This is a genomic window from Arthrobacter sp. TJ-254, assembly GCF_058269175.1.
This window is the reverse complement of sequence record NZ_JBZCNF010000002.1, coordinates 332,293-349,294: the sequence shown is the minus strand read 5'-3', so window position 1 is coordinate 349,294 and position 17,002 is coordinate 332,293. Positions and strand designations below refer to the sequence as shown.

Annotated in this window: 15 protein-coding genes; 4 read left to right on the top strand and 11 right to left on the bottom strand. The window is 65.4% G+C overall.

Annotation, left to right across the window (positions count from 1 at the left end; translation table 11 throughout):
- The 6 genes from proC to trhO form a co-directional block, all read right to left on the bottom strand.
- Positions 1 to 849 (bottom strand): pyrroline-5-carboxylate reductase, encoded by an 849-nt coding sequence (gene proC, locus AC4D14_RS06660; RefSeq protein ID WP_490900932.1) that lies wholly within the window; start codon positions 847 to 849, stop codon positions 1 to 3.
- A 269-nt stretch (positions 850 to 1,118) separates the two neighbouring features.
- Positions 1,119 to 1,958, bottom strand: coding sequence for a sugar phosphate isomerase/epimerase family protein (locus tag AC4D14_RS06655; protein ID WP_490900931.1), 840 nt, complete (start codon positions 1,956 to 1,958; stop codon positions 1,119 to 1,121).
- A gap of 1 nt (position 1,959) precedes the next feature.
- On the bottom strand, positions 1,960 to 2,973 hold the full coding sequence (locus AC4D14_RS06650; RefSeq protein WP_490900929.1) for a Ppx/GppA family phosphatase: 1,014 nt from the start codon (positions 2,971 to 2,973) through the stop codon (positions 1,960 to 1,962).
- 60 nt (positions 2,974 to 3,033) lie between these two features.
- On the bottom strand, positions 3,034 to 5,778 hold the full coding sequence (topA, locus tag AC4D14_RS06645; RefSeq protein WP_490900928.1) for a type I DNA topoisomerase: 2,745 nt from the start codon (positions 5,776 to 5,778) through the stop codon (positions 3,034 to 3,036).
- Positions 5,779 to 5,899: 121 nt separating this feature from the next.
- Positions 5,900 to 7,525: a DUF7059 domain-containing protein gene (locus AC4D14_RS06640; protein WP_490900927.1), complete on the bottom strand. Its 1,626-nt coding sequence runs from the start codon at positions 7,523 to 7,525 to the stop codon at positions 5,900 to 5,902.
- Positions 7,525 to 8,451: an oxygen-dependent tRNA uridine(34) hydroxylase TrhO gene (gene trhO / locus AC4D14_RS06635; RefSeq protein ID WP_490900926.1), complete on the bottom strand. Its 927-nt coding sequence runs from the start codon at positions 8,449 to 8,451 to the stop codon at positions 7,525 to 7,527. The genes AC4D14_RS06640 and trhO overlap by 1 nt, the downstream gene beginning before the upstream one ends.
- An 85-nt stretch (positions 8,452 to 8,536) precedes the next feature.
- Between trhO and AC4D14_RS06630 the strand changes: the two genes are divergently transcribed.
- The gene (locus AC4D14_RS06630; RefSeq protein ID WP_490900924.1) at positions 8,537 to 9,187 is read left to right on the top strand and encodes a GNAT family N-acetyltransferase; all 651 of its coding nucleotides are present in this window, start codon (positions 8,537 to 8,539) and stop codon (positions 9,185 to 9,187) included.
- Positions 9,188 to 9,235: 48 nt separating this feature from the next.
- Positions 9,236 to 11,554 carry a DEAD/DEAH box helicase gene (locus tag AC4D14_RS06625; protein ID WP_490900922.1) on the top strand — a complete coding sequence of 773 codons (2,319 nt, stop codon included), beginning with the start codon at positions 9,236 to 9,238 and terminating at the stop codon, positions 11,552 to 11,554.
- A 19-nt stretch (positions 11,555 to 11,573) separates the two neighbouring features.
- Here AC4D14_RS06625 and AC4D14_RS06620 read toward each other — a convergent pair whose 3' ends face one another.
- The 5 genes from AC4D14_RS06620 to AC4D14_RS06600 all read right to left on the bottom strand — a co-directional run bounded on the left by AC4D14_RS06620 (position 11,574) and on the right by AC4D14_RS06600 (position 13,631).
- Positions 11,574 to 11,918, bottom strand: a complete 345-nt coding sequence (locus AC4D14_RS06620; protein WP_490900920.1) for an Rv3654c family TadE-like protein — start codon at positions 11,916 to 11,918, stop codon at positions 11,574 to 11,576.
- Positions 11,911 to 12,276 (bottom strand): TadE family type IV pilus minor pilin, encoded by a 366-nt coding sequence (locus tag AC4D14_RS06615; protein ID WP_490900918.1) that lies wholly within the window; start codon positions 12,274 to 12,276, stop codon positions 11,911 to 11,913. Before AC4D14_RS06615 ends, AC4D14_RS06620 begins: the two co-directional genes overlap by 8 nt.
- Before the next feature lie 5 nt (positions 12,277 to 12,281).
- Positions 12,282 to 12,392, bottom strand: coding sequence for a DUF4244 domain-containing protein (locus tag AC4D14_RS06610; RefSeq protein WP_490901513.1), 111 nt, complete (start codon positions 12,390 to 12,392; stop codon positions 12,282 to 12,284).
- A gap of 393 nt (positions 12,393 to 12,785) precedes the next feature.
- On the bottom strand, positions 12,786 to 13,031 hold the full coding sequence (locus AC4D14_RS06605; protein ID WP_490900917.1) for a hypothetical protein: 246 nt from the start codon (positions 13,029 to 13,031) through the stop codon (positions 12,786 to 12,788).
- Positions 13,032 to 13,052: 21 nt separating this feature from the next.
- The gene (locus tag AC4D14_RS06600; RefSeq protein ID WP_490900916.1) at positions 13,053 to 13,631 is read right to left on the bottom strand and encodes a recombinase family protein; all 579 of its coding nucleotides are present in this window, start codon (positions 13,629 to 13,631) and stop codon (positions 13,053 to 13,055) included.
- Positions 13,632 to 14,213: 582 nt separating this feature from the next.
- On the opposite strand from AC4D14_RS06600, the gene AC4D14_RS06595 reads away from it, so the two are divergent.
- A complete protein-coding gene (locus AC4D14_RS06595) occupies positions 14,214 to 15,329 on the top strand; it encodes a hypothetical protein (protein ID WP_490900914.1) in 1,116 nt (371 codons plus the stop codon).
- A 102-nt stretch (positions 15,330 to 15,431) separates the two neighbouring features.
- On the top strand, positions 15,432 to 16,406 hold the full coding sequence (locus AC4D14_RS06590; protein WP_490900912.1) for a YaaC family protein: 975 nt from the start codon (positions 15,432 to 15,434) through the stop codon (positions 16,404 to 16,406).
- Positions 16,407 to 17,002 lie beyond the last annotated feature (596 nt).

Here is a 17,002-nt window from a genome sequence, read left to right as displayed (position 1 = left end):
CTAGCTGCCCCCGAGCTCGCGCGTAATCTGCGCGGCGCGCTCCGTTGCGGCGCGCGCTCCGTCGGCGATGATGTCCGCCAGCCCCCGCTCGTCGAAGGTCGCCACCGCCCGTTCGGTTGTCCCGTTGGGGCTGGTCACGGCCCGGCGCAGCTCGCGGGCGTCCGCGCCCTCCTGGGCGAGCATGAACCCGGCGCCGGCAACGGTTTCGGTCGCCAGCAGCCGGGAGAGTTCCGGGGCAAGGCCGAGCTTCTCCCCGGCCGCGGCCATGGCCTCGGCGAGGTAGAAGGCGTAGGCCGGGCCCGACCCGCTGATGGCGGACAGGGCGTCGACCTGGGCCTCGGGAATCTCAACAACGGTGCCTGCAGATGCGAGCAGGGCACGGGCCTTGGCAAGGTGCTCGGGCCCGGCTGCGGATCCGGCCGAGATGGACAGGACGCCCCGGCCCAGGCGCGACGGCGTATTGGGCATGGTCCTGATCACCGGTTGGCCCGGGGGAAGCGCAGCCTCGATCATTGCGGTCGTGACCGCGGCGGCCACACTCAGCACCAGGGTGTCAGGGCGGAGCGAGGCGGCGATGTCCTGGGCGAGCGGGACGACGCCGACCGGTTTCACGCCGAGAATGACGACGTCGGCGTCCGCTGCCGCCTTCCGGTTGGCCGCCTCATCCTCCTCGGTGGCGAGGACAGTTACCCCGTGCCGCCCGCGCAGCACGGCGGCGCGTTCCCCGCGCCGGACGGTCGCGCTCACCCGGGTGGGCTCAACCCCGGCGGCGAGCAGCCCAGCGAGGATCGCTTCGTTCATCGACCCGGAGCCGAGGAAGGACAGGCGTTGTGCTTGTGCATCAGTCATTCCTCAATCCTGCCACGCCCGCCTCCCAGCGTTCTCCCAGCGTTTATCCGGTTAAGGCACAAGCTGGGGCGATAGCGTTTCAGTTACCTCATGAAGGTGCGAGTGATGAGGGCCGGATTTCCTGATCCGGTCCGGCGCTGGCGGCAGAACGGGTGACCCCCCAGCACCCGCCTTTGCCGCCGGCGCCATCCTTCTTTAAAGGGTCAACCCGCAGATGTCCTGCGGCGCCGGGACGGGTGGGCAGCTTTCCCTCGAGTCTCGGCACCGCACTACTCGGTGACGCCGGCTACCCCGGTGTTCGCCCCCCGCGGATGCCGCAGGTGCTGCCGGGCGAAGGCGAGGGTCTGCGCCAGCCATTCCTCGCGTTCTCCGGCGCCGCGCGCCTTGCGTGTGCTGACTTCGACGGCCACGACCCCCTGCCATGCGGAATCGGTGAGGTACCCCAGCGCCTCGCCGCAGCGTTGGCCGCCCTGCCCGGGCAGGAGGTGCTCATCCTTGCCGTTGAGGTTTCCGTCGGTGAGATGGACGTGCGCGAGCCGTGAACCAAGCCCCCGGATCTCCTCGAAGGAGTCCATTCCGGCGATTGCCGCATGCGAAAAATCCCAGGTCACGGCGTCGTAGGGTTCGGGGACGGGGTTCCAGTGGGGCAGGTAGGCCTTGGCTTCCCGGCCGCGGACCTTCCAGGGGTACATGTTCTCGACGGCGATCTCGATGCCGTACTCCCCCGCGACCCTGTTGATGCCTTCGGCGAAGTTCTCCGCGTATCCGGTCTGCCAGCGGAAGGGCGGGTGGACGATAACCGTCTTCGCTCCGACTTCGGCGGCCATCGCCGCTGACATCTCGACCTTGGTCCACGCCTTGCCCCAGACCTGCTGGGTGAGCAGCAGGGTGGGGGCGTGGATCGCCAGGATGGGCTGGCTGTACTGCTCGCTGAGGATGCCCAGCTTGTCGGGGTTCTGGCTGACCGAGTTGTTCGTCACCATCACTTCGACGCCGTCATAGCCAAGGTCGCTGGCGAGGGCAAAAGCGTCGTGGACCGACAGCGGGTAGACGGAGGCGCTGGAGAGTGCCACGGGAATGGGACGCCCGGGCGTCAACGGATCGCCCATCTCAGGACAACCCGCCTGCCGCCGCAGAGGCACCGGCGTCGAGGTGGGCGTGCCCCACCCCTGCCCCCGGCAGGGGCTGTTCCGCGTCGAACATCTTCGCGTCGAAGCGACGCAGGAGCAACCCTTCGCGCAACGCCCAGGGGCAGATGTCAATCGAATCGATCCGGAACAGATCGAGCGCGGCTTCGGCGACGAGCGCTCCTGCAAGCAGCTGGCCGGAGCGCATCTCGGAGATGCCCTTGAGGCCGGCGCGGTCCTCGGCGGACATGGCGGAGAGCCGCCGTGCCCAGAGGCTCAGGTCGCTGCGGTGCAGTTGGCGGCGCGCGAACGGCCCTGCGGTCGACGGGGCGGCTCCGGCGATGCGCGCCAGCGAGCGGAAGGTCTTCGAGGTGCCGGCGACGAGGTCCGGGCGGCCGAGGGGCTTGAAGCCGCGCACCACATCGCTGAGGGTTGAGCGGATGTATCCGTGCAGGTCGGTAATGCTTTGGGGGCTGGGCGGATCATCCCGCAGCCACTCGCGTGTGAGCCGGGCGGCGCCCAGGGGAACCGAAACGGCCCGCTGGGGCAGCTCGTCCGAGCCCATCGCGATTTCGAAGGACCCGCCGCCGATGTCGAGGTTCAGGAGCGATCCGGCACCCCACCCGTACCAGCGCCGTGCGGCCTGGAAGGTGACGGCCGCCTCCTGGTCACCGGAAAGCTCCTGGAGGTCGACCGCGGTCTCAGCCGTCACCCGGGCCAGGACCGCGTCGCCGTTGGCGGACTCCCGGATGGCCGAGGTGCAGAACGCCAGCAGGTCTTCGGCCCCGTGCTGGTCGGCGAACTCGCGCGCCTCCCGCACAAACCCGACAAGCCCGGCCTGCCCTTCGTCGGTGATGCGGCCCTCGGCGTCGAGGTGGGCGACGAGCTGCAGCGGGCGCTTATGCGATGCGAACGGGACCGGCCGCGCCCCGGGATGGGCATCAACCAGCAGCAAATGCACAGTATTCGACCCGATGTCCAACACCCCTAGACGCATCGTTCCGCCAGCTTTCTACCACTCATCATGTCTTCCCGGCCGCGGAGTTCCCGCAAAGGCCTACTTCCCCGCCGCGACCTTGCGCTTTGCCGGTGCGCGCCGGGTCGTCTTCTTGGGCGCTGGGCCCTTCGCGCGTTTCTCCGCAAGCATCTCAACCGCCTGCTCCCGGCTGAGCTCCTCGATGGCCATCGATCCAGGGACGGTGATGTTGGTGATCCCGTCCGTGATGTACGGCCCGAAGCGCCCGTCCTTGACCACAATAGCTTTCCCGCTGTCGGGGTCGTCACCGAATTCGGCCAGCGGCGGCGTCGCGGTGCGCCCGCCGCGCTGCTTGGGCTGGGAGTAGATTTCCAGGGCCTGCTCGAGGGTGATCGTGAAGATCTCCTCCTCGGAGCCGATGGAACGGGAATCGCTTCCCTTCTTCAGGTACGGCCCGAAGCGCCCGTTCTGGACGGTGATCTCCTTGCCTTCGGCATCCTCACCGAGGACCCGCGGCAGGTTCATCAGCTTCAGGGCGTCTTCGAGGGTCACTGTTTCGACCGACATCGACTTGAACAGCGAGCCGGTGCGCGGCTTGACCTTCGCTGGTTTCTTCGGCGGCTTGGGTTTACCGTTCTTGTAATACTCGACCGGCTGGTTTGCCAGGTCCTCTTCGCTGGGCTCCGGGATGAGTTCGATCACGTAGGGGCCGTAGCGGCCGTCTCGGGCCACGATCGTCCGCCCGGTCTGGGGGTCGACACCGAGCACGCGCTCCTCGGAGGACGGCGACTCCATCAGTTCGATGGCCTTCTCGGCGGTCAGCTCATCCGGTGCCAGATCTTCAGGGACGTTGGCACGCTGCGGCTCGGCACCCTCGGGGGCGTCGGCGGGAAGCGGCTTTTCGAGGTACGGGCCGAACTTGCCCACCCGCAGCGTGATGCCGTCGGCGATCTCGACCGAGTTGATGCGCCGGGCGTCGATCTCCCCGAGATCGTTGACGATCGTGTGAAGCCCGGTGTCCTTGCGGTCGCCGTAGTAGAAGCGGTCGAGCCACTCGACCCGGCCCGCCTCGCCGCGCGCAATGCGGTCGAGGTCCTCCTCAAGTTCAGCGGTGAAGTCGTAGTCGACGTAGTCGTTGAAGTGCTCTTCGAGGAGCCGGACCACGGAGAACGCAATCCAGCTCGGAACCAGCGCCTGACCGCGGATGCGCACGTAGCCGCGGTCCACGATTGTGGACATCGTGGCGGCGTAGGTCGAGGGGCGGCCGATGCCGCGCTCTTCAAGGACCTTCACCAGCGACGCTTCGGTGTAACGCGGCGGCGGCGAGGTCTCGTGCCCGATCGGCTCGATCGAGCGTGCCGCGAGGGAATCCCCGCGGGCGACGTTGGGCAGGCGGGTGCCCTGTGCGTCGTCGTCGCCGTCCTGGTTCCGGTCGGCGTCGCGGCCTTCCTCGTAGGCGGCGAGGAAGCCGCGGAAGGTGATGACCGTTCCGGAGGCGGAGAACTCGGCGTCGCGGCCGTCGGTGCTGCGCGCCCCGAGGCGGAGCGACGCGGTCGAACCCTTGGCATCGGCCATCTGGGAGGCCACGGTGCGCTTCCAGATCAGTTCGTAGAGGCGGAACTCGTCACCGCGCAGCGACTTGGCCACCTGCGCCGGGGTCCTGAAGGAATCACCGGCGGGCCGGATGGCCTCGTGCGCTTCCTGGGCGTTCTTCGACTTGCCCTTGTAGATGCGCCGCGCCTCGGGAACGTACTCGGCGCCGTAGAGCTCGGAGGCCTGCCGGCGGGCGGCGTTCACGGCCTGGTCCGACAGAGCCGGCGAGTCGGTACGCATGTAGGTGATGTAGCCGTTTTCGTACAACCGCTGGGCCACCTGCATCGTCATCTTTGAGGAGAAGCGCAGCTTGCGCGCCGCCTCCTGCTGGAGGGTCGACGTCGTGAAGGGTGCGGCGGGGCGACGCGTGTACGGCTTCGTCTCGACCGAACGCACGGTGAAGGCGGCGTTCTCGAGGCCGGCGGCGAGCGAACGCGCTGCTTCCTCGTCGAGGCGGACGGCGCCCTTGGCCGTCAGCTCTCCGCGGTCGGAGAAGTCCTTGCCGGAGGCGATCCGGCTTCCGTCAACGGCCACAAGCTTCGCCGGGAATTCGCTGCCCTTGGCGGAGTCTTCGGGGGTGAAGGAGCCGGTGAGGTCCCAGTAGGAGGCGGAGCGGAACGCCATGCGTTCGCGTTCGCGCTCGACGACGAGCCGTGTAGCGACTGACTGCACCCGGCCTGCGGACAGGCCGCGGGCGACCTTCCGCCAGAGCACCGGTGAGATTTCGTACCCGTAGAGGCGGTCGAGGATCCGTCGCGTCTCCTGGGCGTCGACCATCGGAATGTCGAGGTCGCGCATTTCAAGCAGGGCGCGCTGGACGGCTTCCTTGGTGATTTCGGGGAAGGTGAGCCGGTGGACGGGCACCTTCGGTTTCAGCACCTCAAGCAGGTGCCACGCGATGGCCTCGCCCTCGCGGTCACCGTCGGTTGCGAGATAGAGTTCGTCGGCGTCTTTGAGGGCCGCCTTGAGCTCGGCAACCTTCTTCTTCTTGTCCGAGGACACAACGTAGTAAGGCTCGAAGTCCTTGTCGATATCCACAGCGAACTTGCCCACCGAGGATTTCTTCATCTCGACGGGGAGGTCGGAGGGCTGGGGAAGATCGCGGATGTGGCCCATCGATGCGGCGACCTCAAAGCCCTCGCCGAGGTACGCGGCAATGGTCTTGATCTTGCCGGGTGATTCGACGATGACGAGCTTTTTGCCGTGTTTTTTGTCCGATGCCTTAGTGGGCACTTTTCTCCTCGATACGGGGGTGCTGAGCCAGCCGGTCAGTGACATCCGGTGGGGATCCCGCTGCTGGCTCCACCCCTCCCAGTATGCGGTATGCGTACCTGCACTAGGGTAGCGGCAAGATTCAGGGCGCCGGAATCAGGAATCCGTCGAGCACCAGCTGCTCCACCGCCGCCAGCAGTTCCAGGGCGAAAATTCCGTCTTCGCGGCCCAGCAGCGCCGCAAGTGCGCCTGCGATCTGGCCGGCCGTCAGCTCACCGTCGCACGCCGAGACGAAGCCCGCGAGTTCGGTGCTCAGCAGGGTGGTGCGGCGCAGCCCCGCGCCCTGGCGGAGCAGGATCACACCGGGGTGCTCGGCGCCGGGGCGCTGATGGCGTTCCTCCGTCACGTCCTCGGCGACCAGCAGGAACGCCGCGGCGAGTCCGGGCCCCTCACCGGACGGCGACTCCGGCGCTGGATGGCCGGCCAGCCAGTCGATGCGGGAGACCGCGGCCGCGAGGTGCGGACCGAGCGGCTGCTCGACGTCGTGGGTGATCTCCTCGAAGCGCATCGACGGCACACGCCCGGGCGGGGTGCGCCGGAGCCAGACATACCCGAACCCGACCGAGCCGACGCCCCGGGAACGGAAGTCGCCGAGGTACTCGGCGTAGCGGCGGAGGTAGGCCGGACGGTCGCGGTTTTCGGCGGCGTCGCGCAGCCAGGTTTCGGCGTACTGCAGCGGGGTCAGCAGTTCCCGCTGAATGATCCACGCGTCGGTTCCGCCCGGCAGCCACTGCCCGAGCCGCTCATCCCACGCCCGCCCGTCCGGCACTTCCCAGTTGCCCAGCAGCTGTGCGGTGCCGCCTTCGTGGAGCACCCCCGGCAGATCGCGGACCAGGTCCGCGACGATTGCGTCGCCGGCGAGCCCTCCGTCCCGGTAGGTGTACTGCTGGTCCTGGCTGTCGTGCGCGCCGCGCGGGGTGATGACGAACGGCGGGTTTGAAACGACAAGGTCGAACCGCTCACCGGCCACTGGCTCGAGCATGCTTCCCTGGCGCAGGGCGACGCGCTCCTCAAGGGCGGACGGGTCGATGCCGAGCGGGCCGGCGTTGAGCAGCAGGTTGAACCGGGCGAACGCCAGCGCCCGGGAGGAGATGTCGGTGGCGGTCACGTGCCGCGCGTGGGAGAGGAGGTGGAAGGTCTGGATGCCGCAGCCGGTTCCAAGGTCGAGCGCGGTGTCGGCGTCCCGGCGGACGGTGAGCTGGGCCAGCGTGAGCGAGGCCCCGCCGATGCCCAGCACGTGGTCGTGCCGCAGCGCGCCGGGGCGCTGGGTGGCGCCGAGGTCGCTGGCGACCCACAGGTCTCCGTCCGAGTCTGAGGAATACGGCCGAAGGTCGACGGCGGCGCGCACGTGGTCGGGGCCCTCCTCCACCGGGTGGCCTTCGACAAGCCGCAGGGCCCGGAGCCCGGCGGCACTGGTCACCGGGAATGCCAGGTCGAGCTGCCGTTCCGGGACGGGTTCGCCGAGGAGCCAGAGCAGCACCGGAACAACAAGCTGCGACGGGGATTCCCGGCGGAGTTCCTCCTCGCAGGCCAGCCGGGCCGGTACCAGCTGGTCCCGCCCGAGCGCGGCGTACGCCTCCGCCCCGATCAGGCCGGCGACGCCGTCAACCGTGTAGTTGAGCCCGGCGAGGTCCGCCGCGAGGGAGACAAGGAGGCCCTGGTCGCGGCTCGACGGCGCGGTGGGGACGTCCTCGTCGAAGGCGCGCATCAGGCGGCACCGGCTGCGGTGGCCTCGGCTTCGTCGGTTTCACACCCCTGCGGGCAGCGGAGTGTTTCGGGCCGCGCGGCGCACCGGGCGCAGTAGAGCGTGAGGTTGCGGCAGGCGGAATTGGAGCAGTTCTCGAACTTGCTCGTGGGCGCCTCGCAGCGCACGCACTTGCCGATCGTCGCGGCGTCCTTGCTGAATTCCAGGTGCATGCGCTTGTCGAAGACGTAGAGCGATCCCTCCCAGAGGCCGGAATCGCCGTAGGTTTCGCCGTAGCGCACGATCCCGCCCTGCAGTTGGTACACCTCGTTGAACCCGCGGTTGATCATCAGGCTCGAGAGCACCTCGCAGCGGATACCGCCGGTGCAGTAGGTGACGACCGGTTTGTCCTTGAGGTTGTCGTACTTGCCGGAGTCGAGTTCGGCAATGAAGTCGGCGGTCGTGCTCACATCGGGCACCACTGCTCCCTTGAAGCGCCCGATCTGGGCTTCGACGGCGTTGCGCCCGTCGAAGAACACGACCTCCTCGCCCGCGCTTCGCTTCCGTTCGACAAGGGCATGGACTTCCTCGGGCCGCAGGTGGGTGCCGCCGCCGACCACTCCCCCGGCGTCGACCTTCAGTTCACCCGGGGCGCCGAAGGAGACGATCTCGTCACGCACCTTGACGCTCAGCCGCGGGAAGTCCTCGGCCCCGCCCTCAGACCACTTGATGTCCATCTTCTTGAAGGCCGGGTACTGCCGGGTCGCCTTCACATACTGCTTAACCGCGTCGAGCGGGCCGCCGACGGTGCCGTTGATGCCGTCCTTGGAGATGAGGATGCGCCCGCGCAAGCCAAGGTTTTCACAGAGGCCCTTCTGCCAGAGCTTGACCGCTTCGGGATCGGGCAGCGGCGTGAAGGCGTAATACAAGACAATCCGGTTCATTGACACGGTTTTAACCCTACTTCGTGCATCAAAATCATCACTGTCCGGCTGGACGGTGTTTTTTGACGACGATGGCCACTATCGTCAGTGCATGGGAACTGAAGCTACGAATGATCTCCTCGCCACCTGGATCACCGGGTGGTCTTCCTGCCGCGGCTACGAGCGCCACGATGACGGGCGCACGACCTCCGTGGTACTCACCAACGGTCGCGAGGTCAGCGAGCATTTCCTGTACGAGCCGTCCGAGGAACTGTTTCTTCAGGTGGCTGCCGAAACGAAGGCGGACCCCGCCCGGCTGCTGACCGTTGTGACCAACCGCATGCAGGACCTGCTCGACGCCGCCAAGCCGCTGGACCTGCGCGTTGTTGACCGCGACCAGTCCCTGATGAGCGCCGACATGAGCGGCCAGGACGTCGAAGACCCCCGGCCGCCGGATGAGGAGTTCATCCTGAAGCGCATCGACAGTCCTGCCAGCCGCAGGGTCGAGGTCTCCTTCCGCGGGGAGCCCGCCGCCCGCGGCGCCGTCGCCGTCACCGGCGAATTCGCCGTGTTCGACGGCATCGTGACCGAAGAACGCTTCCGCCGGCGCGGGCTGGCCAGTTACGTGATGCGGGCGCTCATCGCCGCCGCCCTCGAGGACGATGTCCGGATCGGGCTGCTCATGGCGTCGTCGGACGGGCGGGGCCTCTACGAGTTCCTGGGCTGGCAGCACCTGGCGGATGTGTTCGTTGTAAGAGGATAAGGCCGGGTTGCGCTGCCCCGGCCCGCGGCCGGGTGAAACAATGGCGGCGTGGCACAGCAGAACTCCCTGATCTCCCTGCTCGGAGGCGGAGAAACCCCGGAAGAGCTGCTTCACGTGCGTGAGATCCCCGCACGGAAGGCCGTGCACGAGCCGTGGCCCGCCTGGGTCCACCCCGACGTCGTCGGCGCCTTCGCGTCAATTGGGGTGAATGAACCGTGGCGGCACCAGGTACAGGGAGCCAATGCGGCGCACGGGGGCCGCAACACGATCATCGCCACTGGCACCGCGTCGGGTAAGTCGATGTCCTACCAGCTTCCGGTCCTCGATGAGATCCACCGCAGCGAGCTCGCCATGCAGGCGACGCTTGCACCCTCCGGGTCGGTCTCGCTCTACCTCGCCCCCACCAAGGCACTTGCGGCGGACCAGCTCTCCGCGGTGAACGCGCTGAAGCTGCCGACGGTGCGCGCCGAAACCTACGACGGCGACACCGACACCGGGGCGCGGCGGTGGATCCGGGACCACGCGAACCTGGTGCTCGCCAACCCGGACATGCTCCATCACGGGATCCTGCCCAACCACCCCTGGTGGGCGAGGTTCTTCCGCAGGCTCAAGTACGTCATCATCGATGAGGCGCACAGCTACCGGGGTGTCTTCGGCTCTCATGTGGCGAACCTCCTGCGCCGCCTGCGCCGGATCTGCGCCAGCTACGGCGCCTCCCCTGTATTCATCGGGGCCTCGGCAACCTCGGCCGACCCGGCGGCGTCGTTCAGCAAGCTCATCGGTGCGCCGGTCGAAGCCGTGACCGAGGACGCCTCCCCGCACGGCTCGACCACCGTGGCATTCTGGGAGCCGCAGCTGACCGGACCCGCCGGCGAGAACGGTGCCCGCTCCCGAAGGACCGTGGTCGCCGAGACCTCCGACCTGCTGACGAACCTCGTCTCGGCCCAGGTGCGCACCATCGCCTTCATCAAGTCGCGGCGCGGCGCGGAGAGCATCGCCTCGATGTCGAAGCGGCTGCTCGACGAGGTGCACCCGAGCCTGCCGCAGCGGGTGGCGGCCTACCGCTCCGGGTACCTGCCGGAGGAACGCAGGGAGCTGGAGCGGGCGCTGCGCGGCGGCGAGCTGCTGGGGGTGGCGAGCACCTCCGCGCTCGAGCTCGGCATCGACATTTCGGGGCTCGACGCCGTCCTCGTGGCTGGCTGGCCGGGAACGCGGGCGTCGTTGCTGCAGCAGATCGGCAGGGCCGGCCGGTCGGGGCAGGACGCCCTGGCCGCGTTCGTCGCCAGCGACGACCCGCTTGACACCTACCTTGTCCACCACCCGGAGGCGGTCTTCGACGTGGCGGTCGAGGCAACGGTGTTCGATCCGGCAAACCCCTACGTGCTTGGGCCGCACCTTTGCGCCGCGGCCGCGGAGTTGCCCCTCACCGACGCCGACCTGCCGCTGTTCGGCCCGACCGCGGCGACCCTGCTGGGCCAGCTCACCGAGCAGGGCTATCTGCGCCGCCGCCCTGCAGGCTGGTTCTGGACCCACCCGCAGAGCGCCGCCGCGATGGTGAACCTCAGGGCCGACGGCGGCGGCCCGATCACCATCGTCGAGGCCGAGACCGGGTCGGTGCTGGGAACCATGGATTCGCCGCAGAGCCATTACCAGGCGCATCCCGGCGCCGTCTACGTGCACCAGGGGCGCACCTACGTCGTGGAGTCCCTCGACGAGCAGGACCACTGCGCCGTCGTCTCCCGCGCAAATCCCGACTTCTACACCCAGGCCCGTGACATCACGCAGATCGAGGTCCTTGAGCGCGGCGACACGGAGCAGTGGGGGAAGGTTCTCGTCAACTTCGGGGATGTGAAGGTGACCACCCAGGTTGTGTCGTTCCAGCGCAAGGCGTTCGTCTCAAACGAGATCCTGGGCGAGGAGCCCCTCGAGCTTGAAGCGCGCAGCCTGTTCACCAAGAGCGTCTGGTTCGAAATCAGCGATGAGCTTCTTTCCGCCGGCGGCATCCCGGCCGAGGAACTTCCGGGCGCCCTGCACGCGGCGGAACACGCCGCGATCGGGCTGCTGCCGCTGGTCGCCTCGAGCGACCGGTGGGATATCGGCGGCGTTTCAACGGCGCTCCATGCCGACACCGGACTGCCGACCATCTTCGTTTATGACGGGCATCCCGGCGGGGCCGGGTTCGCCGAGCGGGGATTCCAGGCGGCGAAGGTGTGGCTCACGGCGACCCGTGATGCCATTGCTTCCTGCGAGTGCCCCGACGGGTGCCCCTCCTGCGTTCAGTCGCCGAAATGCGGGAACCGGAACAATCCCCTCAGCAAGGCGGGCGCGGTCTCCCTCCTCACGCTGATCCTCGACCAGGCGCCCTAGGCGGACCCGGCCGCAGCGTTCAGGGCGGACCGGCCCGCGCCGCTGCGGAGGCGGGCGGCAGGACGGATCCTGCGGGCACCGTGACGCGCACCGTTACGATCGAGTGACCCGCCCCGGACAGGGCACAGTGCTCAAGCCGGGCGGCGTGCTTTTCCGCGACCTCACGGGCGACGGCGCACGGCTCCCCGTCCCGCAGCCCCCGGGCCGCGTCGGCGGCCGCCAGGGCTGCGAGGTCGGCCCCGGTTGAGGCCCTCGCCGCAGCCACCATGCCGTGGACAAGAAGGACCGACAGCGCGAGCAGCACCAGCAGGACGACGGCGAGCGCCGCCACAAGGACCGTTCCGCTTCCCTCCTCCTCAGCCATTTTCGGATCGGCTCTCCGCTGTCGCCGAGAGCCGGATCTCCGAGATGCCGGGGAAGTGCCCGGGGACCGAGGACGACACGGTGATGGAATCCCATCCCGCGCCCGCGGACACCGAAAGCTCGGCGTCGTCTCCGGCCAGGCGAAACATAGTGGCTTCAACCGATCCCGGGGGCTCTCCGCGTTGGATTTCCCGTGCGCCCGCGCGGGCCGCCTCCTCCAGGCGTAGCTGCGTCACCCCGACGGCGGCGGCCCCCAGCAGCGCAGCGAGCAGCAGCACGAGTGCCGGCAGAGCGACGGCGACCTCGGCGGTCACCGTTCCCCGTTCGCAGGCTCCGCCCCTGACGGCTCGTTGGCGCATGGTGCTCAGCCGAAATTCAGCGCCGACGTGATCAGTGACATCAGCAGGTCCCGCACTTCTCCGCTGGAGAGAACGGCGACGAGCAGTGCGGCGAATCCAACCGCGGCTACCGTGATGAGCCGAAAGCGTACTTAGAATTCCGTGAGTGTCTAGACGATATGAACAGTGCGTGCCCGGTCGCGGCATCGCGCGTGAACCATTCGACTTGAGGTCTAGATGCTGGGAGGAAAGTGTTTACGCGGCCCCCGGATCGGCATCCGCTGCCCTCCAGATGATCGTCGCTTTGGCGAGGATGTTCAGCGATCATCGCCCGGGCACATTGAACGCCGACGTTGGCCACGTGCGCTGTCTGATTGAATGTTGGCAAGTGGACCCCTAAGCAACCGTGGAGATGGTCCCTCCTGTCGCCATCAGCATGACTGTCGCGCACTTGGCCGCAGGATGGGACTTGATTATGTCCCAGGTCCTCGACGTGGACGACGAGATAAGGGCGAGGTGCCGGTGTCGTCTTAATCGTCGTCGTAGTACGTCGTCTGAACGGGCCGCTTGCCGGCGAGTGCTTTTCGGTGGCGCTCCGTATCCTCGGAATAGCGGTAACTTCGTTCGCTGAGCCAGTTCCCGAGGAGGTCGACAGCGAGAACGGACGCTAGCCCGAGTCCGATGCCGACCAGGATGTCCCAATTGTCCAGCAGAGCACTGGTGATGGCTGACGCGGCGAGCAGGCCGGCGAGCACGTAGAGGTAGATCTTCATCATCGTGTTCTCCTCACCGTGGCATCAGCGCGTGGTCTTGATCGATCGTCGCTGCAGCTCTCGGTAGACGGTCGTACGCGAGATGCTGAAGAGCTCCGCCAGTTCGGCCTGGGTGTGCTCGCCCTTATCGTGCAGCTCGAGTAGGTGCCGGCGCTGGGAAGCGGATAGTTTCGGTGCCTTGCCCCGCAGGCGGCCCTTGGCCTTTGCGACAGCCATACCCTCCCGGGTCCGCATGCGGGTGAGGTCGGCTTCGAATTCAGCGACCATGCCGAGGACGTTGAACAACAGCCGTCCGATGGGATCGGCTGGATCGTAGACACTCGCGCCGAGGCTGAGAGCGACGCCCTTCCGCGTTAGCTCGTCGGCGATGTCCCGTGCGTCGGGGAGAGAGCGTGCGAGGCGATCAAGTTTCGTGACCACCAGGGTGTCACCGGATCGGACGGCCGCCATTGCTTCACGCAGTCCTGGTCGAGAGCGGTTTGTTCCGGTGAGGCCGTGGTCGACGTACATGTTTTCGGCCTCGACCCCGAGGGCCGCAAGGCCGTCCAGCTGAGCGGTGAGGTCCTGCTCGTTGGTTGAGACTCGCGCATAGCCGATCTTCATTCGAGCAGTGTTGCACATAAGGGACGTTCACCGTGCATATCATCGTACGGGTCTTACGTACATGCTTTGGTCTATGAGACATATGGCACCTCCGCAAGATATTGGCGTGCACGGTGAGGGACCGGCTTACGAGCACTGACGGTATGTCAAGCGATGTGAGGAGATGCGCAGAGGTTCTGAGAAGCTGAGACGACAAACCGTCAGAAATGAGGAACTATGGGCGAACCCCCCGCTTCCATCCTGGACGTCATTGACCAATTCCTCCTCCTTCGCTCGAGCAGAGACTTCTCCACTCTCCCAGGGAGAGTGATACACGAATTCGGTCAGCACGTACGTGACTTCGCGGCAGCTACCCCATCAACCGTAAATCAAGCGAAACAACCCATTTACATAGGGGGATGGCCGTCGGCGAACTTCCCGCTTGTCGACGGTGATCTGGTCCTCTCCAGCCTCCTCTACAGCGAGCAAATACTTGTGCGAGACCCCATATCTGACTGGTTTTCAGATGAGCAGTATCAGGTGGAACATCTCCTTGCCGCTTGGCCGGGTTACCTTGACCCTCACAGCGGTTACTCAGTGCGCATGGACTACACTCGTCGTTTCTTGGCCCACACCGTCCCTCTGTTACAAGCAATGCGACCTCTAATCGACGCGGGAATTATTGTCCTCGTACCGGCGGAGAGAACTTACCTGCAACACGCAACTAAGATCGATCAATTGAAACTCGATCTTATAGAAAAGATTGCCGGAGATCCTCTACAATATTCTGAAAAGTTCGCCCCTTCTGACATCGCGGCTGAATCGAATGTGCGCGGCATGTTCGTCTTTGCTCCCGGCCCAGAACGGGAGAAGCAGATCGCTCGTGCTGTCGAGCATGGCCTTCGATACTTCTCTCGCGAGTACTCCCTTGCGATACTAAACGGAGCAACCTACACCGCCGCATTCGATCACGAGCTGTTTATTTGTCGGGAAGGGATTAGTCCAATCAGTGGCCCTTCTAGCCATGTCGCTCAAGCAGTTCTGCAATCCAATTTACCAATTTTTAGGGGCCTGACTCCTAGCATCATCAAGGACATTCACGACGACGACTGCTTCGCGGAGTTTCGGGCGGAACTCCATAATCTCTATCAGAACGCCCCGATTAACACTTCGACGACCGAGCTCGATGCCTTCGTCAGGGACCAGGAACAAGCACTCCTTAAACCAGTGCTGGAAAAAGCAGAGAAATCTGCATCCCAGGGACTGCTTGCGAAAATCGGTGCCTCCCTGAAAGGCTCGAAGTTCAGCATTGCTTCGGGTCTGGCCATGGACCTAACTCTGCAAACCGGTGGGCTAGCGACTGGGCTGAATGCGCTGAAAGCAGCAGCAGACGGTGTCATTGGTAGTCGTTCAGCTTCTTCAGGAACACAGCGCATCTGGACCGCACTAGTGCGCCATCACGCGTCAGTTTCATCCGAGATGACCCGCTCCGAAGAGGTAACAAACACCGAGATGAGAGGTTGGTCGATCCCCACCGAGCCGTCCATGAGCATCGTTGTCTCGTCTGGGGTCGTACTCCACCCATACTTAAGTGCCCCGACGGAGCCTACACAAATGGGAGATGGGCCGTACCGACCCTGCGAGTGTGGAAGTGGCCGAAAGTTCAAATTCTGCTGCGATGGCCTACAAAAGTACAGACCAGCATTCACGAAAAGGTGAGATTCAGTTCTTGCCCCGTGTCGGGACACAGTCGGTCAGACCTTCGCCATCAGTCACCCGTGACCGGTGTGATTGCCGCGCCGATGCGGCGATACTTATCAGATGCCGAAGCGATATTTTGAGCTCGAAAGTGATTCAGCCGAGGAATCCTGGCGGCGCCTGCGCACCCTAAGAGCGGCTCCTCCCGCCCCTATGCCTCGTGGGCGTCACGAGCTATTCACCAGCTCTCTCGAACAAGCTCAGCAACAGTTCGATGCAGCTGCCCACATCGGGGTGGAGTCTCGCGCCCTGAACTTGTACTACGGCGTTTCCCAAGCTGGTCGCGCTATCTCAGCCGCTCTTACTCCGGACGGTAACGGCGAAGGACCTGAAGTCAGCGGTCATGGGTTGAAGGTGGTCAATCTCAGGTCTGCGCAGCCGGAAAACTTTTGGGATGTTCAGATTCGAGGTGTCGGCGGTGACGGCACCTCTTTTGGACGGATAGCTTCCCTCCTCGATTCTGATCCTCTCGACACCCCAGTGACCTTTGGAGCGATATGGCATATGATTCCGGAGCTCTCGTTGGACTATCCCGTTGGTCGTTATTCTGAACTCCGCTGGACTCAAAAGCCTTACGCCAAGCAAGGCGAAGTGCTTGACCCGAATGCCTTCACTGTGCAGGCAACTGCTGTCGAGGCAGAAGACGATGCGCGGGTACTTCGGCGTAAATACCCAGACCTCGCTGATGCGGATCTTGTCCGTTTCGGAGGTGGCTCCTATGGCGTACATGACGATGGTACGCGGACCGACGAGGCACTGTTCACTTCGATCCGAGGAATTCGACTCCGCAGGCTACGCAGAGACGCAGTCCTGATGCCGGCGTGTAGCGACGGTGGAAAATGCTTGGACCCGCTTCTTACCTGGTGGGTACTTCTCTACGGCCTTTCCATGATCACGAGATATGAGCCAGTGAACTGGACTCGCATAGTCGACGTTAATCGCTCTGCTCTGGCTGTACCGCTCGAAGCCGCGCTCGGTATAGCGTTAGAGGCGGTCCCTGCCCAAATGTACGCGTCCCTAGGCTCCGCCCAGTTCTAGCCTGCACTTCGTAGCGCGACATCCGAGTTGCAACGTCCGCAGGATGTGAAACCGACCGTTGGCCAACACTCAGTGCGGTGAAGGAATGCTTTACGGGCCATGCGTGCACAGTGATTCTGGGCAGCGGCTCAGCCCACTTTCGGCTACAGTGCTCGTCCCCGGCGCTCCCACTCAGCTCTGACCGCCTCGTCCTCGTCCCAGAAATGACCGTCATGACGGCGGACGTGGAGAAGGTACCCAACAAACGTGCCTGCGAGGATCACCACGGTGAGGGATAGATAGTCTCTGACACCCCACACACTTCCTCCAACGACTCTGAGGATCAAAGCGGCCACCTGAGACAATGCCACGACCGACCACACGGTCAACTGGAAGCGAAACCCACCGCGGGTCATCTTGGGCTGTAACCTCTTGGAAGCTGCGGAGTCTGGCATGTGCCGAGACTACAATTCCCGCGCCCCTTTAGATACGGTCCGCACCAATCTGGAAATGTGCTTCCGTGGAATCGCACGACATCGCGGTGGAGGATCGGTTTTTGCGGCAGGTCTATTTTTATCCGTTGTCCGCTCTAAGGCAGGCGCAGCGACGCAGCAAAA